We start from the raw sequence: 25,310 nt of genomic DNA on the forward strand, positions 1-25,310 counted from the left end.
TCCGAAGCCTGTTTCCGGGGCCGGGTCGAAGGCCGGGGTCGGGGCCCCGGACATGCGTTCCTAGTCCGCCCGGAGCAGGTCCGGCACGCCCGCCTCGTCCGGCAGGTCCGCGGGTACCGCCAGCACCGTCAGCCGCTGCGTGGCCCGGGTCAGCGCCACGTACAGCGTGCGCAGCCCCGCGGGCGACTCCTCGGCGATCTGCGCGGGCGCGACGACCACCGTGGCGTCGTACTCCAGCCCCTTGGCCTCCAGGCTGCCCAGCGCCACCACGCGGTCGCCCAGGCCCTCCAGCCAGCCGCGGGCCTGCGCGCGGCGGTCCATCGCCACCACGACACCGACGGTGCCGTCCACCTCGGCCAGCAGCCGCCGCGCAGCTGCCCGCACATCGGCGCCCAGGTCGTCGCCGGCCACCTCGTAGCGCGGCGCGATCCCGGTGGTGCGCACCGCGCGCGGCGAGGGGCTGCCGGGCATCGCCAGCGCCAGCACGGTCGCGGCGACCTCGGCGATCTCCGCGGGGTTGCGGTAGTTGACGGTGAGGGTGAAGCGGCGGCGCGGGCGGCTGCCGAGCGCCTCGTCGCGGGCCCGGGCCGCCTCGTCGACGTCCGTCCAGGAACTCTGCGCCGGGTCGCCGACGATCGTCCAGGTCGCGGTGCGGCCGCGCCGCCCGACCATCCGCCACTGCATCGGCGTCAGGTCCTGCGCCTCGTCCACGATCACGTGCGCGTACTCGGTGCGCTCCCGCGCCAGCCGCTCCGCCCGCTCCCTGCGGGTCTCCGCGGCCGCCTGCGGCATCAGCTCCTCCAGGCCGGTGAGCTGGTCCAGCGGGTCGGCCTCGCGGCGCTTCTCCCGGGGCGGCGGCCCCAGCAGCGTGCCCAGCTCGTCCAGCAGCGCCACGTCGTGCACCGACGTGCCCTCCCGGCGCAGCGACCGCGCCACCCGGCGCACCTCCGGCGGGCTGAGCACCCGGCGCGCCCAGCGCGACAGCCGCTTGTCGTCGGCGAGCGCGGCAAGCACCCGGACCGGCTCCAGCACCGGCCACCAGGCATCCAGGAAGTCGGTGAAGTCCGGCTCGGTGCTGATGTCCTCGTCGAAGCCCGCGCGCTCCTGCGCGGCCAGGTCCGGGTCGTCGAAGCGGCGGCCGGTCTTGCGCCACAGCGCGTCCAGCAGCAGCCGCCTGGCGCGCGGGCGCAGCAGGTTGACCGGGGTGGTGCCGCCCAGCGCCTGCTGGCGCACCGCCTTCAGCTCCTCGGTCCCCAGCTCGACCCGGCGGCCGAAGGCGACCACCCGCAGCCGGACCGGCCCGGTGCCTGCGCCCGCTCCGGTACCTGCTCCCGTGCCGCTGCCCGTGCCCGTGCCCGCGGGCAGCTCCAGGCAGCCGCGGGCGGCGTTGCGCAGCACCTTCTGCATCCGCAGCGAGCCCTTGATGCGGGCCACCGCCGGGTCGTCGTACAGGTCGGCCGTGACGCCGTCGACCAGCGAGCCGACCGCGCGGATCGCGACCTGGCCCTCCTCGCCGAGCGACGGCAGGACGCCCTCGGTGTAGGCGACCAGCAGCGGGGTGGGGCTCACGCACAGGATGCCGCCGGAGTAGCGGCGCCGGTCCTGGTAGAGCAGGTACGCCGCCCGGTGCAGGGCCACCGCGGTCTTGCCGGTGCCGGGACCGCCGGACACCTCGGTCACCGACGCGGCGGGGGCGCGGATCACCACGTCCTGCTCGGCCTGGATGCTGGAGACGATGTCCCGCATGCTGTGCGTCCGCGCCTGGCCGAGCGCGGCCATCAAGGCGCCGTCGCCGACCACCGGCAGGCCCGTGGCCAGCTCCGGGCGCAGCAGGTCGTCCTCGACGCCCAGCACCCGGCGGCCCTTGGAGCGGATCACCCGGCGGCGCACCACGCGTCCGGGCGCGACGGGCGTGGAGCGGTAGAAGGGCGCGGCGGCCGGCGCGCGCCAGTCGATCACCAGCGGCGCGTACTCCGCGTCGAGCACGCCGATCCGGCCGATGTGCAGGGTCTCGGCGACGTCCGCGGTGCCGTCGGCGCGGACCGCGTCCTCGGCGGGCTCGACGGAGGTGTAGGCGCCGTCGGCGCCCTTCACGCCGTCCTTGCCGCGCAGCAGGTCGATCCGGCCGAAGAGGAAGTCCTCGAACTCGTTGTTCAGGCGGTTGAGGTGGATGCCGGCGCGGAAGACCTGCGCGTCGCGCTCGGCGAGCGCCCCGGGCGTGCCGACCTGCCCGCGCTTGGCGGCGTCGTCCATCAGGAACTCGGCCTCGTGGATCTTCTCCGCCAGGCGGCGGTACACCCGGTCCAGGTGCGCCTGCTCCGCGGCGATCTCCTGGTCCCGGACCCCCGGTGCTGTGGTCTGCGCTGCCACGCAGGACCCCCTTCTGGTGTGCGGCGCCCCGCGCGAGTCCGTGCGTGGGGCAGCCTGCAACCGTACTTGACCTGCGCCCGGCTGCCCACCCGGCCACGCAGGCCGCGCGGTTGCCCGACCGCGAAGGGGCGCCGGGGCGGCGGGCCGAAGGGAGCACAAGGGGCGAAGGGGACCTTGAGGAGGGCGCGCCGGGGTACGCCGGAGCGGCCCGGGGCCGGTTCGGGCGGGCGCTTTGGGGGTTGGCGCTTCGGGGGTTGGGCGCTTCGGGGGGTCTATGGATGCGAGGTCAGCCGCAGCTGGTGTCGGACCCGTCGGCGGGGGGCTCCTCACGGGGGTCGAGCGCCAGCCGGTACCCGCGCTTGACGACCGTCTGCACCAGCCGCGGCTCCCCCAGCGCCGTACGCAGCCGGGCCATCGCCGTCTCCACCGCGTGCTCGTCGCGCCCGGCGCCCGGCAGCACCCGCAGCAGGTCGCCGCGGCCGACCACCCACCCCGGGCGTCGCGCCAGCGCCCGCAGCAGCGCCATGCCCGCAGGCGGCACCGGCCGCAGCCGCCCGTCGACGACGGCCGCGTGGCCGCGGACCTCCACGCGGTGCCCGGCCACCGGAAGCGCGTCCACCCGGGCCGGCAGCTCGCGCGCGACCAGCTGCACCAGCGGACCCAGCCGGAAGCGCTCGGGCTGCCGGGTCGGCACGTCCCGCTCCTGGAGCTGGAGCGCGGTCACCGGGCCCACGCACGCCGCCAGCACCGGGCCGCGCAGCGCCGCCAGCAGCTCCGGCAGCTGCCCGCGCTGCTCCGCCCGGTCCAGCAGCGACGCCACCGCGGGCGCGGAGGTGAACGTCACCGCGTCGAGGCCGCCCGCGAACACCGCGTCCAGCAGCCGGTCCACCGGCCCCAGGTCCTCCGGCGGCATCCACCGGTAGACCGGCACCGCCACCACCCGCGCCCCGGCCAGCCGCAGCGCCTCGGCGAACCCGGCGGCCGGCTCGCCGTGCAGCTGGACGGCCACGCACCGCCCCTCGACGCCGTCGGCCAGCAGCCGTTCCAGCACCTCGGCCATCGACTCCGACGCCGGCGACCACGCCTCGGTGAGCCCGGCCGCACGGACCGCGCCGCGCACCTTCGGGCCGCGGGCCAGCAGCCGGGTCTCGCCCAGGCGCCGCAGCAGCGCCTCGCCCAGGCCCCAGCCGTCGGCCGCCTCGATCCAGCCGCGGAAGCCGATCGCGGTGGTGGCGACCACCACGTCCGGCGCGTCGTCCAGCAGCCGCTTGGTGGTCGCCAGCAGCTCCGTGTCGTCCGACAGGGGCATGATCCGCAGGCTGGGGGCCCGCAGCACCACCGCGCCGCGCCGCTCCAGCAGCGCGGCCAGCTCGTCGGCCCGGCGGGCGGCGGTCACCCCGACCGTGAACCCGGCGAGCGGCGGCACCCCCGCGGGGGTTTCGGCATGCGCTTCCATGGCTGCTCCACTCGCTGACCTGACCTGTCCGCGCGCCGCGGCCCGCTGCCCCGGCGCGACGCCGCCCCGGGAGGGTCATCCTCCCAACCCGGGGTGACGGGTTCGGTTCACCGGGATTTCCCGGGTGTTACGTGCAGTGTCACCCGACGGGCGTCGGCATCCGCCGGGCGGGCACCGCTCAGACCTCGGCGTACGCTTGCGTCCCCGCCGGGACCGCCTGCGCCGCGCCGTCCTCGCTCCCCCCGCGCGCCGCGGCCGGCCGCCGCAGGTATACGGCCCAGGTGAGCGCGAAGCACACAGCGTAGTAGCCCAGGAACGCCACGAAAGCGGGCGTGCCGCTGCCCGCGTTCAGGAACGCCTCCCGGAAGGCGAGGTTGATGCCGACCCCGCCCAGCGCGCCGACCGCGCCGATCAGCCCCATGGACGCGCCGGACAGCCGACGCCCGTACGCCGCGGCCTCCTCCCCGGTCAGCCCGCGGGCCTCGGCCTTCTTCTGGAAGATCCCCGGGATCATCTTGTACGACGACCCGTTGCCGAGTCCGCTGAGCACGAACAGCGCGATGAAGCCGACCAGGAACGTCCCCAGCGACTTCGCCTCCGACGCGGCCACCACCACACCGGTCGCCGCCGCCATCGCCAGGAAGTTCCACCAGGTGATCCGGCCGCCGCCGAACCTGTCCGCCAGCCGCCCGCCGACCGGGCGGACCAGCGAGCCGAGCAGCGGCCCGATGAAGGTCAGGTACGCCGCCTGCAACGGGGTGCGCCCGAACTGGTTCTGGAGCACCAGGCCGAAGGCGAAGCTGTAGCCGATGAACGACCCGAAGGTGCCCACGTACAGCAGCGACATGATCCACGTGTGCGGGTCGCGGGCGGCGTCCAGCGCGGCCCCGGTGTCATTGCGCACCGGGGCGAGGTTGTCCATGAACAGCGCGGCCAGCACCGCCGCGACCACGATCAGCGGGATGTAGACCGCCAGCACCACTCGCGGGTGCCCCGCCCCGGCGGTGCCGATCACCAGTAGCCCGACGAGCTGGATCGCCGCCACCCCGAGGTTGCCGCCGCCCGCGTTCAGCCCGAGCGCGTAGCCCTTCTCCCGCAGCGGGTAGAAGGAGTTGATGTTCGTCATCGACGAGGCGAAGTTCCCCCCGCCGACGCCGGTCAGCGCCGCCACCACCATCAGCGTCGAATACGACACCCCGGGCTTGACCACGAACGCCGCGGCCACCGTCGGCACCAGCAGCAGCGACGCGCTCACCACCGTCCAGTTGCGGCCCCCGAACACCGCCACCGCGAACGTGTACGGCACCCGCAGCACCCCGCCGACCAGCGTCGGCAGCGCCACCAGGAAGAACTTGCCGCCCGGGTCCACCCCGTAGGCAGGCCCCATGAACAGCACCATCACCGACCACAGGCTCCACACCGAGAACCCGATGTGCTCCGACAGCACGGAGTACGCCAGGTTCCGCCGGGCCACCTGCCGCCCGCCGCCCTCCTGCCAGAACCTCTCGTCCTCGGGGTCCCACTGCTCGATCCACCGGCCCATCACGCCGCCTCCCGCCGTAGCCGCCTGCCGCACTGACAAGGCGACGCTACGAACCCCGGGTTTCGGGTGCCCCGACCCCGGCGTGACGCGCGCGCAACCACCCACTCACCCGCGCCCCGGGCCGGATGTGAGCCGAGCGGGGAGGCACGGCCCGGCGGCAGGCGATAGCAAACGACGACAGGCGAGGCGCGCCCGCGCTGTTCGCGGGCACACCTCGCCTGTCGTGTTCAGTGGAGATGGTGGAGATGGCGGGAATCGAACCCGCGTCCTGTGGTGCGGAACCAGGGCTTCTCCGAGCGCAGTCCGCTGTGCTTTTCTCGGCCCCGGCAGTCACGCGGACAAGCCGCCGACGGGCCCAGCCACTGTGAGGTTTCCCGCCGTGCCCCGTGGCCGGGCTCGGCGGTTGAGTCCCCTGAATGATGCCAGGGTCCGGGTCGGGAACATCCCCGGGCTGACACTCCGCGGAGTCTTCGCTAGCTGCTAATTAGGCAGCGAGAGCGAAGGCGGAGGAATCGCGCTTGGAATTGGCGATTATTGGTTTCGGCATATGGTTAACGAGATCATTGCCGCTTCCTCGGCTCGCTTCCCCTGCTTCGACATCCCCAGTCGAAACCGATCATCCCCATGTGGTGTTGTCAAGGTGCACCGCCGGTTTCCCGGCGGTCGGTACTGCTGGCCCTGCGTGCACCAGTGTAGTGCCACAACCGGCCAGGGAGCCACCGTATTCCCGCGCGCCGCGGCTCAGCCGCGCTGGCGGCGGCGCGCCGCGGAGATCGCGCGGTCGGTCTCGCGCCGGTCCTGCTTCTCCCGCAGCGTCTGCCGCTTGTCGTACTCCTTCTTGCCCTTGGCGAGGGCGATCTCGACCTTCACCCGGCCGTCCTTGAAGTACAGCGCCAGCGGGATCACGGTGTGCCCGGTCTCCTGGGACTTCTGGTCGAGCTTGTCGATCTCCGCGCGGTGCAGCAGCATCTTCCGCTTGCGGCGCGCGGCGTGGTTCGTCCAGGTGCCCTGCGTGTACTCGGGGATGTGCACGTTGTAGAGGTACGCCTCGCCGCCCTCCAACTGCGCGAAGCCGTCCACCAGCGACGCGCGGCCCAGCCGCAGCGACTTCACCTCGGTGCCGGTGAGCACCAGCCCCGCCTCGTACGTGTCGAGGATGAGGTAGTCGTGCCGCGCCTTCTTGTTCTGCGCGATGATCTTGCGACCCGTCTCTTTAGCCATAGCCGGGCCATTCTCCCACTACGAGGGGGCTCCGAGGCCAGCGAATACCTCGCGGCTCGCGGCCACCGGGTCCTGGCCGCCGGCGACCACGACGTCGGGGGTGATGCCGGTGCCCTCGACCGTACGGCCGTCCGGCAACCGGTAGTGGCCCACGGTCAGTTCGGCCACCGAGCCGTCCGCGAGGGTGGTGGGCATCTGGACCGAGCCCTTGCCGAAGGTGCGCGAGCCGATGACGACCGCGCGGCCCCGGTCCTGGAGCGCGCCGGACAGCATCTCGGCCGCGCTCATGGTGCCGCCGTCGACCAGGACGACCAGCGGCACCGAGGTGTCGCCGCCGTCCGCCGCGTAGAGCGCCTGCTGCTGTCCGTGCACGTCGTAGGTGGCGACGAGGCCGCCGTCCAGGAAGGCCGACGCGGTGGCGACCGCCTCGGCGACCAGGCCGCCGGAGTTGCCGCGCAGGTCGAGCAGGACGCCCTCGCCGCGGGCGGCGGCGTCCCGGACCGCGGCGGCGACCTGCGCGCCGACGCCCTTGGTGAAGGCGTCCACCGCGATCACGGTCGGGCCGTCCTGCTGCCGGGTGACGGTGACCGAGTCGGTGGCCAGCGTGGCGCGGTGCACCGCGACCGTCCAGTCACGGGCACCGCGTTCGACGTCGAGCGTGACGCGGCTGCCCGGCACGTTGTCGCCGCGCAGGTCCGCGACGACCTCGGTGACGGGCAGGCCGGTACATCGGGTGCCGCCGATCGCGGCGAGCACGTCGCCGCCGCGCAGCCCGGCCCGGTCGGCGGGGCTGCCCGGCTGGACCCCGGCGATCTGGATGCGGCCGCCGTCGATCCGGCGCACCGAGACACCGGTGCCGACGTAGCGGCCCGCCAGGGCCTGCTGGAATCCGGCGTACTCCTGGGCGGTGTAGGAGGTGGACCAGCGGTCGCCGCTGCGGCTGACGAGTTTCTGGGCGGCGTCCGGCCCGGTGGTGCCCGGGGCGGCCGCCCGTCCGGTGCGGTCGCCCGCCGCGGGGGTCGTGCCGGTGCCGGCCGGGGCGCCGCCGCCGTCGCGGCCGTCGTCGGCGGCGCCGCCCGGGGTGGCGGACGCGGTGGCGCCGCCCGGGGCCGGGCCCGCGGACGGGCCGGCGGCGGTCGGCGCGGCACCGGCCGGGGCCGCGGCCACCAGCTGCCCGTTCCTGCGGGCGGAGGTGTCGACCCCGGTGAGACCGCTCGCGGCCGCGCCGGTGGCGAGCATCGCACCGCACATCAACGTCAAGGTGGCCCCGCGGCGCCAGCGGCGGGGCGTCCCGAACAGCGACGGGCCGGACATGGCCGGAAGTCTAGGGCAGAACCCGCGCCGGCAGGGGGAGTTGCGGCTACACCCGGCCGGGGCGCACCGCAACCTCCGGGATGCGCGCATCGGCCCGACGCGGGCCGTACGAAGGCCGTAAGCGGGTCGGCGCCCCGGGAGCACCGGCCCGCGTACGGACCAGGTCCCGGGGCGCCGCCCCGCCTCGTTCAACACCGACCGGCCAGGAGCCTCGGCGGGCTGTCAGACCCTCAGGTAGCGGCGCAGGGCGATGAACGCCGCGAGCGCCGGCATGGCCACGCCGATCACCAGCACCAGCGGGAGCACCTGCACCACCGGGCCCCAGCCGATGAACGACACCAGCGGGATCTTGTCCTGGAGTCTGAGGCCCGCGTCGATCAGGAAGTACCGCCCGCCGAGCAGCATCACGCACGCCAGTCCCGCGCCGACCAGCCCCGCGAAGGCGGCCTCCATGATGAACGGCATCTGGATGTAGAAGCTCGACGCGCCCACCAGCCGCATGATCCCCGTCTCCCGGCGCCGGGAGAAGGCGGACACCCGCACGGTGTTGATGATCAGCAGCATGGCCACGGTGAGCATGAACGCCAGCACCACGTACGCGACCCGGGTCATGCCGTTGAGCAGGTCGAAGAGGTTCTGCAACACCTTGCGCTGGTCCTCCACGGACTGCACGCCCTTGCGCCCGTTGAAGGCGCTCGCCACCACCTCGAACTTCGTCGGGTCCTTCAGCTTGACCTGGTAGCTCTGCTCCATCTGGTCCGGCGTGATGGAGTCGGCGAGCTGCTTGTTGGACTTGAACTGCTCCTTGTAGTGCTTGTACGCGCCCTCGGCCGACTCGTAGTAGATCTTCTTGACGACCGGCAGCTTCTTCAGGTCCGCGAGGATCTGGGCCTTCTGGTCGTCGGTCACCGGGCCCGAGGCGCAGTTGGGCGTGGTGGCCGCGTCGTTCTTGTTGCAGAGGTAGACGCTCACCTCGACCTTGTCGTACCAGTAGCCCTTCATCGCGTCGACCTGCTTGTTCACCAGCAGGGCACCGCCGGTGAGGGCGAGCGAGAGGGCCACGGAGATGACGACGGCAAGAGTCATCGTGAGGTTCCGGCGGAGACCGACGCCGATCTCCGACAGAACGAACTGGACACGCATGAGGGTCGGGGTTCCTTCCGGAGGGTTGGTGTGTGAGCGGGCGGCCGCAGTCAGTGCTGGTAGCCGTACACACCGCGCGACTGGTCGCGGACCAGTCGCCCCTTCTCGAGTTCGATGACGCGCTTGCGCATCTGGTCGACGATGTTCTGGTCGTGGGTGGCCATCACCACGGTGGTGCCGGTCCGGTTGATCCGGTCCAGCAGCCGCATGATGCCCACCGACGTCTGCGGGTCGAGGTTTCCGGTCGGCTCGTCCGCGATCAGGAGCATCGGACGGTTGACGAAGGCGCGGGCGATCGCCACGCGCTGCTGCTCACCACCGGACAGCTCGCCGGGCATCCGGTCGTCCTTGCCGGCCAGGCCGACCAGGTCGAGCACCTCGGGCACGGTCTTGCGGATGGTGCCGCGCGGCTTGCCGATGACCTCCAGCGCGAACGCCACGTTCTCGGCGACGGTCTTGTTCGGCAGCAGCCGGAAGTCCTGGAAGACGGTGCCGAGTTGGCGCCGCATCTGCGGGACCTTCCAGTTCGAGAGCCGGTTGAGGTCCTTGCCCAGCACGTGCACCATGCCGGTGTCGGTGCGCTCCTCGCGGAGGATGAGACGCAGGAAGGTCGACTTCCCGGAGCCGGACGAGCCCACCAGGAAGACGAACTCCCCTTTCTCGATCTCCAGCGACACGTCCCGCAGGGCGGGGCGGTTCTGCTTGGGATAGGTCTTGGTGACGTTGTCGAAACGGATCACGTTGGCACCAGGGGTTGCGGGATCGGGGTTTGGGGTAGGGCCGGATAGGGGATGTGGGGGCGACACTACGCGACCTGGCGACGCGCGCGCAGTCGCGGTGAGTGGTTGGTGGCCCGGGCCACAGGGCACTCCCGGACAAAGCCGTCATTGGACCCTTCCGCACCGCGCTTCCATCGCCGGCGGACCGGCCTCGGGGCGCTCTTCCCGGCCGAACCTGGCACAGTAGAAGGTGTGCACGTCAGCGACGGAGCGCGGCACCGGCCGCCGGAACCGCGCGGCGGGCACGGAGTAGACGCGTCGAGCCCAGGGAACGATTTCCAGACCGGGGGCGTTCACCGGACGGAAAAGGAGAGCGCGATGACGTTCGACCGACTGGTGTGTGCCAACTGCGCCGGCCCCGTGAGCGAGGGGCGCTGCCCGGTCTGCCGCGCGAACCGCGCGCGCATGGAGCAGCAGGGCGGTTGGTCGACGATATCCCCCGCCACACTGATAGCCGTCCTGGTGGCGCTGCTGGCGGTGGTCCTCGTCGTGGAGCACGCCACCGCGTAATACGTACGAAGCCCGGAGACGACAGGCGGGCCCGGAGCGCTGGTGTGCGCTCCGGGCCCGCCTTTTTGGTGCTGTTTATGCTTTTTCGTGCTTTTCGCGCTGCTACAGCGGTCAGGCCGCCGCGGCGCCGTCGCCGCCGCCGCGGTTGACCAGGCGCGGGGTGAGGCGGAAGCCGATCCCGCCCGCGATCAGGGTCGCGGCGCCGATGATCATGAAGGTGGTGCCGCTGGAGCCGGTCTCGGCCAGCTGCGAGGTGGTCTTGCCCTGCTGGACCTGCTGGTTGTCGGTGCTGGCGTTGTTGCCGCAGTCGACGCTGTCACCGGACAGGGTGCAGGTGTTGTCGTTGCCGCCCGAGGTGGACGAGCCGCCGGAGGTGGAGGAGCCGCCACCGGTGGACGAGGAGCCGCCCGTGCTGGACGAACCGCCGGACGTGGAGGAGCCGCCGCCGGTGGACGAGGAACCGCCCGAGCCGCTGTCGCCGCCGGTCGTCGTGGTGTCGCCACCCGAGGTGCCGTTGCCACCGCCGGTGCCGTTGTCGCCACCGGTCGTGGTCGTGTCACCGCCGGTGCCGTTGTCGCCACCGGTCGTCGTGCTGTCGCCACCGGTGCCGTTGTCGCCACCGGTCGTCGTGCTGTCGCCACCGGTGCTGTCGTCTCCACCGGTCGTCGTGCTGTCACCGCCGGTGCTGTCGTCGCCGCCGATGGAGGCGAGGCCACCGATCGTGGTCGTGTCACCACCGGTGCTGCTGTCGCCGCCGCCCGTGGTGCTGTCACCACCGGTGCTGCTGTCGCCACCGGTCGTGGTCGTGTCACCGCCGGTGCCGTTGTCGCCACCGCCCGTGGTGCTGTCACCGCCGGAGGCGCCCTCGGTCACCCCGCTGGTGATGCCCCCGATGAGATCCAGCGCCGACGCCGGCTTCACGGACGAGGTGCTGCTCGGCTGGGACGCCGCCTGAGCAGCACCCACCGCCGTCAGCGAGGCGCCCGCCGCGATGACAGCGGCCGCGGCGATGCGAGTGACGCGCAGCCGTGTGTTGCGCTTGGTCATGTCTCAAGTACCCCCATCAGATGTCTGCTTAGGGATGCGCCGCCATGCGGAGTGCGGTGCCACTGGGGCCCGGATGCGCCCGCCCCCAAACGCTCACACCACATAAACATGCGCATGCCGCGCAACACCCTTGCGACTTTGCCCAGCACCGTCAAGGTCGTTACGCACGCCTTGGGCGAATTGCCCGGCTGTGACCGTCACTTCTGTACAGCACTGTGACAACGGCGCCGCAACTGCCGCCGTGCACCGGGCGGTTGCGCGGCGGCGCCGGCCGTCCTACGCGTCGGCCTTCTCGCGGGACTTGCGCCAGCGGATGCCCGCCTCGATGAAGCCGTCGATGTCCCCGTCGAGCACGCCCTGCGGGTTGCCGACCTCGTGCTCGGTGCGCAGGTCCTTCACCATCTGGTAGGGGTGCAGGACGTACGAACGCATCTGGTTGCCCCAGGAGTTGCCGCCGTCGCTCTTGCCGAGCGAGTCCATCAGGGCCTGCTCCTCCTGACGGCGCCGTTCCAGCAGCTTGGCCTGGAGGACGTTCATCGCGCTCGCCTTGTTCTGGATCTGCGAGCGCTCGTTCTGGCAGGAGACCACGATGCCGGTCGGCAGGTGGGTGATGCGGACCGCGGAGTCGGTGGTGTTGACGCCCTGGCCGCCGGGCCCGGACGCGCGGTAGACGTCGACGCGCAGCTCAGACTCGTCGATCTCCACGTGGTCGGACTGCTCGACGACGGGCAGCACCTCGACACCGGCGAACGACGTCTGGCGGCGGCCCTGGTTGTCGAACGGCGAGATCCGCACCATGCGGTGGGTGCCCTGCTCGACGGACAGGGTGCCGTAGGCGTACGGCGCCTTGACGGTGAAGGTGGTCGACTTGATGCCGGCCTCCTCCGCGTACGACGTCTCGTAGATCTCGGTCGGGTAGCCGTGCCGCTCGGCCCAGCGCAGGTACATCCGCTGGAGCTGCTCGGCGAAGTCCGCGGCGTCCACCCCGCCGGCCTCGGCGCGGATGTTGACCAGCGCCTCGCGGGCGTCGTACTCGCCGGAGAGCAGGGTGCGGACCTCCATCTCGTCCAGCGCCTTGCGGACCTGCTCCATCTCGGCCTCGGCCTCGGCGCGGGTGTCAGCGTCGTCCTCGGCCTCGGCCAGCTCGAAGAGCACCGCGAGGTCGTCGATCCGGCCGCGGAGCGTCTCGGTCTTGCGCAGCTCGGCCTGGAGGTGCGACAGGCGGCTGGTCACCTTCTGCGCGTTCTCCGGGTCGTCCCACAGGGACGGGGCCGCGGCCTGCTCCTCGAGCGCGGCGATGTCGCCCCGCATCCGGTCGAGGTCGAGCACGGCCTCGATCGACCCCATGGTGGAGGAGAGGGACTTCAGTTCTTCGGAAACGTCGACGATCGCCACGGGGTCAAGCCTACCGGCTGGTCGGGTGATGGGCGGTTTTCGGTCGTACCGCGGCTTCGGAGCGGCTCGCACGGCCGACCGGGCGGCCACGGGGGCAGGTGGGGCGGCAGGCGGGGCAGGTGGTGGGGCGGCCGCCGCCGCGCCGGCTTCGTCGGGTGGCGCTCACGCGGCGGCCGTCGCACGGGTCAGGCGGCCCTTGGCCGTCAGCAGGTAGACCTCCAGCGTGTGGGCGGAGGCGCCGGCGCCGACCGGGCCGATCGCGCCCTCGGGCCGGGCCAGGCCGCCGGCCGCCGCGGTGCTGTCCGTGCTGCGGTTGCCGGCGGTGTCGGCCGTGTCCGCCGGGTCTGCCGGGTCCGCCGAGTCCGCCGCGTCGGTGACGAGGCCGCCGGAGAAGACGTACAGGTGGTCGCCGTCGGGCAGCGCCTCGACCCGGGAGCTGCCCTCGACCGAGCCGATCACCACCGCGGTCCGCCAGGCGCCGTCGGAGAACGGCAGCCGCAGCACCGCGTTGTCCGCCTTGCGTACGACGAAGGCGTCCAGGGTGCCGCGGCCGGTGGAGACCAGCGCGGGCGCGTCCTTGATCCGGCCCGGGGTGGGCACCGCGGCCCAGGCGTTCCAGCGGCCGTCGACCAGCGAGGCGGTCACCAGGTCGCCGCCGACCCGGCCCACCAGGTCGATCCGGCCGGGCGCGGAGGAGGCCGCCGCGGGCGCCGCGTCGAAGTGGGTGCGCTCGTCGACCTGGAGCCAGGGCTGCCAGTAGCCGCCGGTCAGGGTGCGGCGGTAGAGCAGGCCGTCGGTGCCCAGCGCGAACAGGTCGACCGACCCGGACTTCGCGGACACCACGGCCGGGTCGGCCTGGACGCTGATCCCGGTGAGCTTGTGCCACGGGCCGTAGCCCGAGCCGTCCCGCACCACGTACCAGATGTTCTTGTCGGTGCCGCGGGCGAAGACGTAGGTGTGGCCGCCCTCGACGAGCACCCGGGGGCCGCCGGTGAGCGGCACCCCGGCGGCGGGCGCGTCATGGAAGGCGGACCACTTCGGCAGGTCGACCGGGGCGCCGGTGCGGCCCTGCGGGGAGTCGGCACCCCCGGTCGGGGCGGCCGTGGCGCTGTGGGCGGCGCTGGTGTCGTGGGCCGGGTCGGTGCCCTGACCGGTACCGGCCGAGGGGGCCTCGTCGTCCCGGGAGGTGCCGCCGGAGCCGGAGTGGCCGTGGTCGGGGGACCCGGCGGAGGCGATGCCCCAGCCGCCCAGCCCGGCGACGGCGAGCGCGGCCGCGGCGGCCGCGGCCAACTTGATCCGCCGCTGGCGCACGGCGTCGGAGACCGAGCGGTGGCGGGGGCTGGCGGGGCGGTCGGGGGCGGAGGCGCGGCCCCGGGAGGTGTCCTTGCCGGCGGACTTCCCGGCGGGATTCCCGCCGCCGGTGCCTGCCGCCGGGTCCGCGCCGCCGGGTCTCTCGGGCCGCCCGTCCCGGCCGGTACGCGCGGCCTCGGCGGCGAAGCCCGCCAGTTCCTCGGCGGTGGGCAGCTTGATGCTGGTGTGGGTGTCGCGGCTGGAGTCCGGGGCGGCACCGCGCACCAACGGCACCGCGCCGCGCCTGCGGTCGCCGGTGCCCGCCGCGGGCCGTGCCGGTTCGCGGTCGGCGCCGAAACCGGCGGGCTCGTCGGCGTCGTCGTACACCCCGCCCGCGGGCTCCGGCTCGCCGCCGGCGCCGGGCGCGGCCACGTCCAGCGCGGGCAGCCCGGCCAGCTCCGGCAGCAGCTCCCGCAGCCGCTCGGCGAGCTCCCCCGCCTTCAGCCGGGACGCGGGGGCCTTGGCCAGGCACTGCGCGAGGATCTGCCACAGCTCCGGGACCAGCCCGGGCAGCGGCTGTACGGCCTCGGTGACGTGCCGGCGCAGCACGGCGCCGGGGTGGCCGCCGCCGAACGGCGTGAAGCCGGCGAGGAGTTCGTAGAGCACCGTGGCCAGGGCGTAGATGTCCACGGAGGCGCGCGGCGGCAGGCCCTCGATGATCTCGGGGGCGAGGTAGTCGGGGGTGCCGATGATCCGGGTCGCGCGGGTGCGGCGCGGGGTGTCCACGAGGCGGGCGATGCCGAAGTCGGTGAGCAGCGCGGGCGGGGCGCCGCCGGGGCCGGCCGCCGCGGCCGAGTCGAGCAGTACGTTCTCGGGCTTGACGTCGCGGTGCACCACGCCGCCGGCGTGGGCGGCAGCCAGGCCGTCGGCGACGTCGGCGGCGATCGCCACGGCCGCCTCGGGCAGCATCCGGCGCTCGCGCTCCAGCCGGGAGCGCAGGTCGGTGCCGCGTACCAGGTCCATCACCAGCGCGAGGTCGGTGCCGTCGACCACGAGGTCGCGGATGCCGACGATGTGCGGGTCGTCCAGCGACAGCAGCGCGGTGCGCTCCTGCACGAAGCGGCCCACCAGGTCCTGGTCGGAGGCGAGGTCCTCGCGCAGCAGCTTGATGGCGACCGGGCCCTCGGGACCCTCGCCGAGCCACACGGTGCCCGCCGAACCGCGCCCCAGCACCTGGTGGGCGGTGTACCGGCTGCCGATCTTCCTGGCCAAGACTGCTCCGACTCCTCCGACGGTCCGTCGCGGCGCCGCCCGCCGAGGGCGTCAGGTGGGGCCGGGACGCCGTGCGGCACCGCGTGATGGCTCGTGTTGGCGACAAAGCTACGCGGCTCGGCGGCAGTTCGGGACGCCCCCGGGCAGTGAGGAACCGTTCTGCCGGAGAAATCACCCTCTGGAAGTCGACAAATCCCCAACCCGGCCCGCATATCGGGGTGTACGGCCACCTGACGCGGCATCGGCCGCCGTGTCAGTTGCTGCCCGAGCCGCCGCCGGAGTCACCGGTGATCGCGGCGACCTTGTCCCAGGCGCTGTGCACCCAGCTCGACGTCGCGTCCCACAGGTTGCGGGTGCTGTTCACCCAGTCCGGCAGCGGGGTCGTGTACCAGACCACGACGAAGATGACCACCAGCACCAGGATCACCATCAGGCAGCCCTTCAGGCAGCCCAGGCCCGGGATCTTCATCGGGTTGGCGCTGCGCCGCGGCTGCCGCGGCTCGCGCGGCGCGGCGGCCGGCGGGCGCTGCGGTTCGTACCGCTGGGGCTCGTAGTTCTGCGGCGGCGGCTGGTAGCGCTGCTGCTGGGGCTGCGGGGACTGCGGGGGCTGCTGCCGCGGATACGGCCGGCCGCCGTCGTACTGCTGCGGCGGCTGCGCGGGCGGCTGCTGCGGCTGGGCGCGGCGGACCGGGCGGCGGTAGAGCGGGTCCATCTCCGGGGGGACCCGGCTGACCTCGGTCTGCTCGTTGCGGTGCCGGGCGGCGTTGAGCTGGGACTCCCACGGGTGCGGGCCCTGGGCCTGCGGCGGGCCCTGCGCCTCGGCGGTGGGCAGCACCCGGGTGCCGTCGGCGGCGTTCGCGGCGTCGGCGGCGGTCACCGCGCCCTGGAAGCGGTCCGAGGGGAGCACGCCGGTCGTGGCGTTCGGGTCGTAGGCCGCGCTGCCGGCCGGCAGCACCTGGGTGGGCTCGGCGTCGCCGGTGCCCGGCACCGGCGCGGGGTCGACGTCCGGCCCGAGCAGCGCGCCCACCCCGAGCGCGGCCTCGGCCTGCGCCGGGCTGGCGTGCACGCCCACGCCCGCGGCGACCACCCGCAGCGCGCGCGCCAGGTTCTCCGCGCTGGGCCGCTGCGCGGGGTCCTTGCGGAGGCAGCGCTCGATGACCGTCCACAGCGGCTCCGGTACGGTGCGGGGCCGCTCGGGCTGGTCGGCCATGTGGGCGCGCAGCACCTCCAGCGCGGACTCGCCGCGGAACGGGGCGTGCCCGGTGACCAGCTCGTACATCAGCACGCCGGCGCCGTACACGTCGACCGCCGAGGTCTGCGGGCGGCCCTGCGCGGACTCCGGCGCGACGTACGCCGGGGTGCCCACGAACTCCTCGGTGCGGGTCACCCCCGGGGAGTCGGCCAGCCGGGCGATGCCGAAGTCGGTGAGCATCGGGTGCATCGTCTCGGCGCCGTCCTCGCCGGTGGCGGTGGCGAGTAGCACGTTGGCGGGCTTCAGGTCGCGGTGCACGATGCCGTCCGCGTGGCTGGCGGCCAGCGCGTCCGCGACGGCCGCGGTCAGCAGGGCGGTGCCGATCGGGCTGAACGGGCCGTTCTCCCGCAGGTAGCGGTGCAGGTCCGGGCCGTCGATCAGGTCCATGACCAGGGCGAGCAGGTCGCCCTCCACGACAAGGTCGCGGACCCGCACGATGTGCGGGTGGCGGAGCCTGAGCAGGGCGGAGCGCTCGCGCAGGAAGCGCATCACCACGTCCGGGTCCCCGGCCAGCTCCTCCTTGAGGACCTTGACCGCCACCTGCGTACCCTCGTCGTCGCGCACCCGGGCACGCCAGACGGTCCCCGTGGCGCCCCGTCCGAGCGGCTCCTCCAGGAGGTATTTGCTGCCTACCGGCCGCACGTCATGCGCTCCCTGCGTGATGGTCCTTCGTCTTCCCGGCTCCGGCCCAGCGTAGAGCCTGCCGCCCCACGGTGCCGGATTCCCTTCCAGACGCCACCCCAGCTCCCCCGGTTGCCTCCGAACGCTGTGCGCTGCGCAGCACCCGCACGTACGCAGGGGGGCGCGGGAAACCGCGCCCCAAGCCACCCAGGCACCCAGGCACCCAGGCACCCGCAGCCGAACACCCACCGCAAGAACCACCGACCCAGGCGCGCGGGGAACTGCGCGACCGGCCACCGACCGGCCCGCGGCCGGGAACCGGCAGGCACCCCCGTGGCGGGAAGCCGGCGCGCGGCCACGGGGCACCGCGAGGCGCGGAGGGGCGGTGCGGGCCCGGCACAGGGGGTGGGAGGATGCATGGGTCAAGTCGCCGCGCGGCCAAGTCAGTAGCAGCCGCACGCAGTGACTCGTAGGTGTCGGGTCGCGGCCCGCCCCGCGCCGGGGGAGGACGTTCCCGGACGGGGGCGCGGGCCACGGGCGGATCAGAGCAGAAGGGACCGCGGACGAGATGCAGATCCGGCTGACCGTCCTCGGGCCGCGCGGCAGCGGCCGGGCAGCTCGCGGCTGCGACGTGCTGGTGACGGCACCCGCGGGCACCACCTTGGGCGCCGTGGCCGGCGCGCTGGCCTCGGCGGCCGGCTCGGGCCAGCCCGGGGGCCGCTCCTCCGCCGCCCCGGTCGCGCTGTACGCGGGCAGCGGACGGCTGGCCCCGACCGCGGTCCTCGGCGCCCCGCCCCTCGTGGACGGCGCGCTGATCTCCCTGCACGCCCCCGCGGAGCAGCATGGCGACCACGGCCAGTACGGCCGTTTCGGCCAGTACGGGCGGCCGCCGGCGGACCTCGCCGCGCTGCACGTGGTGGGCGGCCCCGACGCGGGCGGCGTGCACTTGCTCCAGGGCGGCCAGGCGGCGGTGGGCCGCTCCGCGGACGCGGACGTCCCCCTCGACGACCCCGACGTCTCCCGCCTGCACTGCGAGATCGCGGTGGGCTCCGACGGCGCGGTCACCGTCGCCGACCTCGGCTCGACCAACGGCACCGTGCTGTCCGGGCGCCCGGTGGGCGTCCACCCGCTGCCGTTCGCGCCCGGCGCGCTGCTGCGGATCGGCGAGTCCACGCTCAGCGTCACCCCGCCGCGCCCGGCCGCCCCCGCGCCGCTGGCGACAGCCCCCGACGGCGAGGGGCACCTGCGGGTCTCCCCGCGCGGCGCGGCCGCACCGGAGAGCGCCGCGGAGCCCGACGGCGCCACCGCGTACGGCAGCGGCCCGTACACCCCCGCGGCCGCCGACCCGGGCCCGGCACCGACCACGGCCCCGGCCCCGGCCCCGGGAGCGTCCGCGGGACCGTACGAGGACACCGGCCGCGAGGAACGCCACGGCGCGGACGGCACCCACGGGGTGGGCCTGCGCCTCGGCACCCCGACGGAAGCCGAGTGGCCGCCGGCCGAGCCGCCCGCCGCGGACAGCTCCCGGCGCCCGACCGGCGAACGCAACCGCCGCGACCTCGACGAACCGGCGCGGGCCGGGGTCGTCGGCGCGATAGGCGCCTGGGCACGGCGGCTGGCGGGCGCCCGCCCGGCACCCGAGGACGCCGCGGCCGGCCCACTCCCCGCCGCCGACGACCCGGCCGCCGCGGAGGCGCTGCGCGAGCGCTGGCCCGACCCGGCGGCGGTCCTGCTGACCGCGCTCGGCCCGGGCCGGCGGCTGTGGGAGCGCGGCCACGCCCACCCGGACGCGCTGACCGTACGCCTGGGCACCGCCGATCTGGCGGCGCCGGACGGCGGGCTGCTGCGCGGCGCCCCGTACACCGTGGACCTGCGGGCCCCGGGCGGGTCCGCGCTGACCCTGGCCGGGCCCCGGCCGCGGCTGGCCGGGCTGGCGAGGGCGGTGCTCGCACAGCTGTGCGCGCTGCACTCCCCGGCCACGCTGGAAGTGGTGCTGGTCAGCGCGGACCGCACGCGCGGCGCGGACGAGCGCACCGAGGAGTGGTCCTGGCTGAACTGGCTGCCGCACCTGCGCCCCGCGCACGGCCAGGACTGCCGGCTGCTGCTCGCCTTCGACCGCGACCAGGCCGAGGCACGCGCCGCCGAGCTGGTGCGGCGGCTGGAGTCGGGCCCGCTCGGGCCCGGTTGGGCGACCGCTCCCCCGGCCGCGGTCGCCGCGGCGGCTGCGCGCCACGACGGCCCGTACACCCTGGTCGTCCTCGACGGCGACCCCGGCTCGCAGGCGCTGCGCGACGCGCTGGGCCGGATAGCCGTGGCCGGCCCGTCGGCCGGCGTCCATCTGCTGTGCCTCGCCGAGACCGGTGAACGCCCGCCCGTGCAGGGCGGTCTGGTGGCCCACGTCTCCGGCGACGTGGCGACCACGCTGCGCCTCCAGTCGGCCCCGGGCGCGTACGACGGCGCCGCGGCGGGTGCGGGGACGTATCCGGCGGAGCCGGTGGACGGCGTGATCGTGCTGGACGCGGTGTCCGCGGCATGGGCGGAGCACTTCGCCCGGGCGCTCGCGCCGCTGCGAGAGGCCGACGCGGGGTCGGTGGACGTGCCCTCACGGCATGTGCTGCCGGGCGCCGTACGGCTGCTGGACGAGCTGGACCTGGCGATCGCGACGCCGGCCCGGATCGCGGCGCGGTGGGCCGAGGCGCCCGGTGCCGCGTCGGGGGCGACCGCGGTGATCGGGGCGGGGGCGGGCGGCCGGGTGGCCGTGGACCTGGTGGCCGAGGGGCCGCACCTGATGCTCGGGGGCGCCGCGGGCAGCGGCAAGACGGAGCTGCTGCGCTCGGTGGTGGCGGCGCTGGCCGCGGCCGACCGGCCGGACCGGCTGGCGCTGGTGCTGGTGGACGGGGCGGGGGCGGAGCGCGGTGAGGGGCTGGCGTCCTGCGCGGACCTGCCGCACGTCTCCACGCACCTGGTCGCGTCGGACCCGACCCGGATGCGGGAGTTCGCGCAGGCGCTGAGCGGGGAGCTGAAGCGGCGCGCGGAGGTGCTGGGGGGCGAGGACTTCGCGGCGTGGCACAGCGCCCGGGGCGCGGTGGCGGGGACGGTGCCGCACCAGGGCGGGCGCGGGTCGGGCGGGCGTACGGGCTCGGGTGCGGGCACGGGTGCGGGAACGCGTGCGGGAACGCGTGCGGGTTCACGTTCGGGTGAGGGCGGCGGCGCGCAAGCCGTGCCCGTACCCGTACCCGTACTGCCGCGCCTGGTCGTGGTCGTGGACGACTTCGACGCGCTCGTGGCGCCGGGGCTCGGCAGTCCGGGGCGGCCGTCGGCGGGCAGCGTGGTGCGGGCCCTGGAGGCGGTGGCGCGGGACGGCGAGCGGCTCGGGGTGCACCTGGTCGCCGCGACCGGGCGGCCCGAGCGGACCGCGGGCACCGAGGCCGACGAGCGGGCCCGGCTGCGGATCGCGCTGCGGACCGCGGACCCGGAGTCGGCCGCGCTGCTGGTGCACGTGGAGGACCCGGCGGGGCTGGACGAAGCGGTGCCCGGGCGCGGTTACCTGCGGCGGCCGGGCGGCGCGGTGACGCCGTTCCAGGCCGCCCGGGTCAGCGCGCGCATCCCGCGTACGGCGACGCTGCGGCCGACCGTGGTGCCGTTGGAGTGGGAGCGGATGGGCGACCCGCCGGCGCGCCGCCAGGTGCGTGAACTCGGCAACGGGCCCACCGACTTGGCGCTGCTGGCCAGTGCGCTGCAACGCGCCGCCGAGACGCCGGCCGACGAGTCCGGGCCGCGCGGCGCGGCGGCGTCCGCCAGTGCGGGTGCGGGTGCGTCGGGCAGCGCGGGTGCGTCGGGCGGCGCCCCGGCGGCGCTGACGAAGCCGCTCGTCTGATCGGGGCGTTGGGCTCTCGAGGGCGCCCAGCGGTCCCCGGTCGGGCCGTTCGGCGCCGCTTTGCGCCCGGACCTGACGGTCCGTCCGTTTCCGTACCGAAGGATTGAGTTCAAGATCACGGCATCGTCACAATGACCCCCGCAGGCTCCGACACGGCCTTGCGAGCGCCGTCGCGCCGGGCGTAGGACAGTCGCCAACGGGACTGAGGGGATGACGACATGCGTACCTTACGGCGCAAAAGCACCAACGACGCACGACGGAGAACGCGGGGGACCGCGCGCATCGCGCTCGCTGCGGTGACCGTGTCCGCGCTCGCGCTCACCACCGCGGCCTGCGGCGGGGGCAGCGACAAGAAGGACAGCTCCAAGAGCACGTCGTCGGCCTCCTCTTCGGGGAGCAACGGGTCCGACGGGAGCGAGTTGAACCTGCCGGACCTGCACGGGCAGAAGCTCGAGGTCGCGGCGGTGTGGACCGGTCCGGAGCAGAAGGCCTTCCAGAAGGTGCTGGACCAGTTCGACAAGCTGACCGGCGCGAAGTCCACCTTCGTACCGACCGGGGACAGCCAGTCGACCTTCCTGGGCACGAAGATCGAGGGCGGTGCCCCGCCGGACGTGGCGTTCCTCGCCCAGCCCGGCGTCCTGCACCAGTTCGCCGACAAGGGCTGGCTGAAGCCGCTCGGCGCGGGCGCACAGGCGCAGTTGAGCAAGAACTACTCCAAGGGCTGGCAGGACCTGGGCGCTTGGAAGGGCAAGCAGTACGGCGTCTACGCCAAGGTCGCCAACAAGTCGCTGATCTGGTACAACACGTCGGCCTTCAGCAACGCGGGCGCGACCGTGCCGAAGACCTGGGCGGAGTTCCTGAAGACCGCCGAGACCGTCTACGAGTCCGGCACCCCGGCGGTGTCCATCGGCGGCGCGGACGGCTGGACCCTCACCGACTGGTTCGAGAACATCTACCTCTCGCAGGCCGGTCCGGCGAAGTACGACGCGCTGACCGCGCACAAGATCAAGTGGACCGACCCGTCGGTGAAGACCGCGCTGACCACGCTCGCGCAGCTCTTCGGCAACAAGGACCTGGTCGCCGGCGGCACGTCCACCGCGCTCGCCGACGACTTCCCGAAGTCGGTGACGCAGGTGTTCAGCAGCAACCCGCCGAAGGCCGCGATGGTCTACGAGGCCGACTTCGTGGCGTCGTTCATCACCGCCAACACCAAGGCGAAGGTCGGCACGGACGCGAAGGTGTTCCCGTTCCCGGCCGTCGGCAGCGGCAAGGCGCCGGTGGTCAGCGGCGGCGACGTCGGCGTGGCGCTGAAGGACAACGCGGGCGCGCAGGCGCTGCTCACCTATGTGGCGTCCACCGACGCGGCCAAGATCTGGGCGTCCAGCGGCGGTTACCTCTCGCCGAACAAGGCGCTGCCGTTCTCGGCGTACCCGGACGCGACCGAGCGCACCATCGCCCAGGCGCTGATCGCCTCCGGTGACGACTTCCGGTTCGACATGTCGGACCAGGCTCCGGCGGCCTTCGGCGGCACCAAGGGCCAGGGCGAGTGGAAGGACCTCCAGGACTTCCTCAGCAAGCCGTCCGATGTGGCCGGCGCGCAGGCGAAGTTGGAGTCGGACGCGGCCAAGGCGTACGGGAGCTGAGGCCGGATGGCTGACGCCTCTGTGCCAGGGGCGGGCGGTCCGGTCGGGGCGGGGGGCGGCTTCGGTGCCGTCCCCCGCCCGGCCGGGCCCGACTCCGCCCAAGGACCCGGGAATTCTGTCGACGGGCCGGCCGAGGGGCCCGGTTCCGGTCGGCGCCCCGGCCGGTTCCGCAGCGTCGTGGGCACCCGCCCGTGGATCGTCGCGCTGTTCCTGCTGCCGGCGCTCGTCCTGCTGGGCGCGCTGGTGGCGTATCCGATCGGCTACACCGTCTACCGCAGTCTCTTCGACGCCAGCGGCGACTCGTTCGTCGGGCTGAAGAACTTCCGTACGGTCTTCACCGACCACGGCATCCTCACCGCGGTCCGCAACAACGCGATCTGGGTGGTGGTGGCGCCCACCGTGGCGACCGCGCTGGGCCTGGTCTTCGCGGTGCTCACCGAACGGGTGCGCTGGAGCACCGCGTTCAAGCTGGTCATCTTCATGCCGATGGCCATCTCGATGCTGGCCGCGGGCATCATCTTCCGGCTGGTCTACGAGCAGGACCCGTCGCGCGGGGTGGCGAACGCGGTGGTGGTGGCCGTGCACGACACGTTCACCAGCAACTCCGCCTACCCGGGGGCGCGGCCGCGGCCGGACAGCGACCTGAAGCCGACCGCGGGCGGGTCGTTCACCTCGACGTCCACCGCGCGCGTCGGCACGTCGGCGGACCTGCCGCTGGTCGGCATCCCGCAGACCGAACTGCCCTCCGGGGCGCGGCAGGCCAAGCCGGCGGCGCCGCAGCCCGGCCATGTCACCGGCACCGTGTGGCTGGACTTCCGGCCCGGCGGCACCGGCAAGCCCGATGTCATCGACCCGGGCGAGAAGGCACTGTCCGGGGTGAAGGTGCAGGCGGTCAGGGACGGCAAGGTGATCGCCTCGGCGACCTCCGGAAAGGACGGCACTTACGCGCTGCCCGCGAAGGCGGCGGGCGCCCAACTGCGGTTGCCCGCCTCGAACTTCTCCGGCAAGTACAACGGCATCAACTGGCTCGGCCCGGACCTGGTCACCCCGTCGATCATCGGCTCCTACGTGTGGATGTGGGCCGGCTTCGCCATGGTGCTGATCGCGGCGGGACTTGCCGGGGTGCCGCGTGAACTGCTGGAGCAGGCCCGGGTGGACGGCGCGGGCGAGTGGCAGGTCTTCCGCCGGATCACCGTGCCGCTGCTGGCCCCCGTGCTGGTGGTGGTGATGGTGACGCTGATGATCAACGTGCTGAAGATCTTCGACCTCGTGTACATCATCGCGCCGGGCAACACCCAGTCGAACGCGAACGTGCTCGCGCTCCAGCTCTACCTGTCGTCCTTCGGCGGCGGCAACGACCTGGGCGTCGGCAGCGCGATCGGCGTGATCCTGCTGCTGCTGGTGCTGCCGGTCATGGTCTTCAACATCCGGCGGCTGCGCAGGGAGGGACGGCGATGAGCGCGGATGCGGGTATGAGTGCGGGTGCCGGTGCCGGTGCCGGTGCCGGTGCTGGCGCTGGTGCGGTCGCGGGGGTCGGCGCCGGTGCGGACAAGGGTGCGGGGGCCGGTACGAGTGCCGGCGCCGGTGCTGGCGCGGGGGCCGGTCGGCGCGGGATCGGGGCACGGCTGGCCGCCGGGGCGAGCGGCGGCCTGCTCCGGCTGGTGCTGCTGGTGGTGGCGCTGTTCTGGCTGATGCCCACCGTCGGGCTGCTGCTGTCCAGTCTGCGCAGCCGGCAGGACATCGCGGCCAGCGGCTGGTGGAAGGTCTTCACCTCGCCGACCCAGCTCACGGTCACCAACTACCGCTCCCTGCTGGACAACCACGCCATCACCAGCTCGCTGTGGAACACCGTGCTGATCACCGTGCCGGCCACCGTGCTGGTCGTGGTGATCGGCTCGCTGGCCGGCTACGCCTTCGCGTGGATGGAGTTCCCCGGCCGGGACTGGTGGTTCATCGGCGTGGTGGCGATGCTCGTGGTGCCGGTGCAGGTGGCGCTGGTCCCGGTGGCGAAGCTCTTCGGGAAGATCGGGATCTTCGGCGACATCTCCGGGGTGGTGCTCTTCCACACCGCCTTCGGGCTGCCGTTCGCGATCTTCCTGCTGCGGAACTTCTTCGCGGAGATCCCCCGCGAGCTGCTGGAGGCGGCGCGGCTGGACGGCGCCGGCGAACTGCGGCTGTTCGTACGGGTGATCATGCCGCTGGGCGGCCCGGCGATCGCGTCGCTCGGCATCTTCCAGTTCCTGTGGGTGTGGAACGACATGCTGGTGGCGCTGATCTTCGCCAACAGCGACTCGCAACCGATCACGGTCGCCCTCCAGCAGCAGGTCCGGCAGTTCAGCGACAACATCGACATCCTGGCCCCCGGCGCCTTCCTGTCGATGGTGGTCCCGCTGATCGTGTTCTTCGCGTTCCAGCGGCAGTTCGTCTCCGGCGTGATGGCCGGGGCGGTCAAGTAGCGCTGTCACGGCGCCCGTTCACCCGCCCGGTACGGCGGGTGGACGGGCGCCGCCGTGTCCGTGCCCGGCCCCCCGAGCGCCGTCATACCGCCCTTTCCGCCTCCGGCGTCACCGAAGTGCC

Annotated in this window: 16 protein-coding genes and 1 other RNA gene; 5 read left to right on the forward strand and 12 right to left on the reverse strand. The window is 74.0% G+C overall.

The features are described 5' to 3' along the window. Window positions 1-60: 60 nt before the first annotated feature. The 8 genes from AC3ERT_RS18395 to ftsE all read right to left on the reverse strand — a co-directional run bounded on the left by AC3ERT_RS18395 (window position 61) and on the right by ftsE (window position 9,787). A complete protein-coding gene (locus AC3ERT_RS18395; RefSeq protein WP_435175394.1) occupies window positions 61-2,370 on the reverse strand; it encodes a HelD family protein in 2,310 nt (769 codons plus the stop codon). 286 nt (window positions 2,371-2,656) lie between these two features. Further along, on the reverse strand, window positions 2,657-3,826 hold the full coding sequence (locus AC3ERT_RS18400) for a uroporphyrinogen-III synthase (protein WP_335977694.1): 1,170 nt from the start codon (window positions 3,824-3,826) through the stop codon (window positions 2,657-2,659). Between the two features lie 178 nt (window positions 3,827-4,004). Then, window positions 4,005-5,369: a nitrate/nitrite transporter gene (locus AC3ERT_RS18405; RefSeq protein ID WP_435131799.1), complete on the reverse strand. Its 1,365-nt coding sequence runs from the start codon at window positions 5,367-5,369 to the stop codon at window positions 4,005-4,007. Window positions 5,370-5,606: 237 nt separating this feature from the next. Then, window positions 5,607-5,993, reverse strand: a transfer-messenger RNA (tmRNA) gene (gene ssrA / locus AC3ERT_RS18410). Window positions 5,994-6,110: 117 nt separating this feature from the next. Continuing rightward, on the reverse strand, window positions 6,111-6,590 hold the full coding sequence (smpB, locus tag AC3ERT_RS18415) for an SsrA-binding protein SmpB (RefSeq protein ID WP_335977688.1): 480 nt from the start codon (window positions 6,588-6,590) through the stop codon (window positions 6,111-6,113). Between the two features lie 18 nt (window positions 6,591-6,608). Next, a complete protein-coding gene (locus tag AC3ERT_RS18420) occupies window positions 6,609-7,904 on the reverse strand; it encodes a S41 family peptidase (protein WP_435175396.1) in 1,296 nt (431 codons plus the stop codon). Window positions 7,905-8,126: 222 nt separating this feature from the next. Next, window positions 8,127-9,047, reverse strand: coding sequence for a permease-like cell division protein FtsX (ftsX, locus tag AC3ERT_RS18425; protein ID WP_335977682.1), 921 nt, complete (start codon window positions 9,045-9,047; stop codon window positions 8,127-8,129). Between the two features lie 50 nt (window positions 9,048-9,097). Continuing rightward, window positions 9,098-9,787 carry a cell division ATP-binding protein FtsE gene (ftsE, locus tag AC3ERT_RS18430; RefSeq protein WP_335977679.1) on the reverse strand — a complete coding sequence of 230 codons (690 nt, stop codon included), beginning with the start codon at window positions 9,785-9,787 and terminating at the stop codon, window positions 9,098-9,100. Window positions 9,788-10,144: 357 nt separating this feature from the next. Between ftsE and AC3ERT_RS18435 the strand changes: the two genes are divergently transcribed. Further along, entirely contained in the window at window positions 10,145-10,336 is a 192-nt protein-coding gene (locus AC3ERT_RS18435; RefSeq protein WP_335977676.1) for a hypothetical protein, read from the forward strand. Window positions 10,337-10,447: 111 nt separating this feature from the next. On the opposite strand, the gene AC3ERT_RS18440 is transcribed toward AC3ERT_RS18435, so the two are convergent. The 4 genes from AC3ERT_RS18440 to AC3ERT_RS18455 form a co-directional block, all read right to left on the reverse strand. Continuing rightward, window positions 10,448-11,383, reverse strand: coding sequence for a hypothetical protein (locus AC3ERT_RS18440; protein ID WP_435175398.1), 936 nt, complete (start codon window positions 11,381-11,383; stop codon window positions 10,448-10,450). Between the two features lie 276 nt (window positions 11,384-11,659). Then, window positions 11,660-12,778, reverse strand: a complete 1,119-nt coding sequence (gene prfB / locus AC3ERT_RS18445) for a peptide chain release factor 2 (RefSeq protein WP_435131790.1) — start codon at window positions 12,776-12,778, stop codon at window positions 11,660-11,662. Between the two features lie 162 nt (window positions 12,779-12,940). Continuing rightward, entirely contained in the window at window positions 12,941-15,340 is a 2,400-nt protein-coding gene (locus tag AC3ERT_RS18450) for a protein kinase domain-containing protein (protein ID WP_488180740.1), read from the reverse strand. Window positions 15,341-15,593: 253 nt separating this feature from the next. Next, complete coding sequence (locus tag AC3ERT_RS18455) at window positions 15,594-17,234, reverse strand: serine/threonine-protein kinase (protein WP_335977670.1); 1,641 nt, start codon at window positions 17,232-17,234, stop codon at window positions 15,594-15,596. A gap of 547 nt (window positions 17,235-17,781) precedes the next feature. Here AC3ERT_RS18455 and AC3ERT_RS18460 point away from each other — a divergent pair. The 4 genes from AC3ERT_RS18460 to AC3ERT_RS18475 all read left to right on the forward strand — a co-directional run bounded on the left by AC3ERT_RS18460 (window position 17,782) and on the right by AC3ERT_RS18475 (window position 25,189). Beyond that, window positions 17,782-21,090 (forward strand): FtsK/SpoIIIE domain-containing protein, encoded by a 3,309-nt coding sequence (locus AC3ERT_RS18460; protein WP_435175401.1) that lies wholly within the window; start codon window positions 17,782-17,784, stop codon window positions 21,088-21,090. A 296-nt stretch (window positions 21,091-21,386) separates the two neighbouring features. Further along, on the forward strand, window positions 21,387-22,733 hold the full coding sequence (locus tag AC3ERT_RS18465) for an ABC transporter substrate-binding protein (RefSeq protein WP_435131781.1): 1,347 nt from the start codon (window positions 21,387-21,389) through the stop codon (window positions 22,731-22,733). 177 nt (window positions 22,734-22,910) lie between these two features. Then, window positions 22,911-24,191, forward strand: a complete 1,281-nt coding sequence (locus AC3ERT_RS18470) for a carbohydrate ABC transporter permease (protein ID WP_435175403.1) — start codon at window positions 22,911-22,913, stop codon at window positions 24,189-24,191. After that, window positions 24,188-25,189, forward strand: coding sequence for a carbohydrate ABC transporter permease (locus AC3ERT_RS18475; protein WP_435175405.1), 1,002 nt, complete (start codon window positions 24,188-24,190; stop codon window positions 25,187-25,189). The genes AC3ERT_RS18470 and AC3ERT_RS18475 overlap by 4 nt, the downstream gene beginning before the upstream one ends. The last annotated feature ends 121 nt before the right edge of the window (window positions 25,190-25,310 follow it).

This window comes from Actinacidiphila sp. bgisy145, assembly GCF_057708125.1.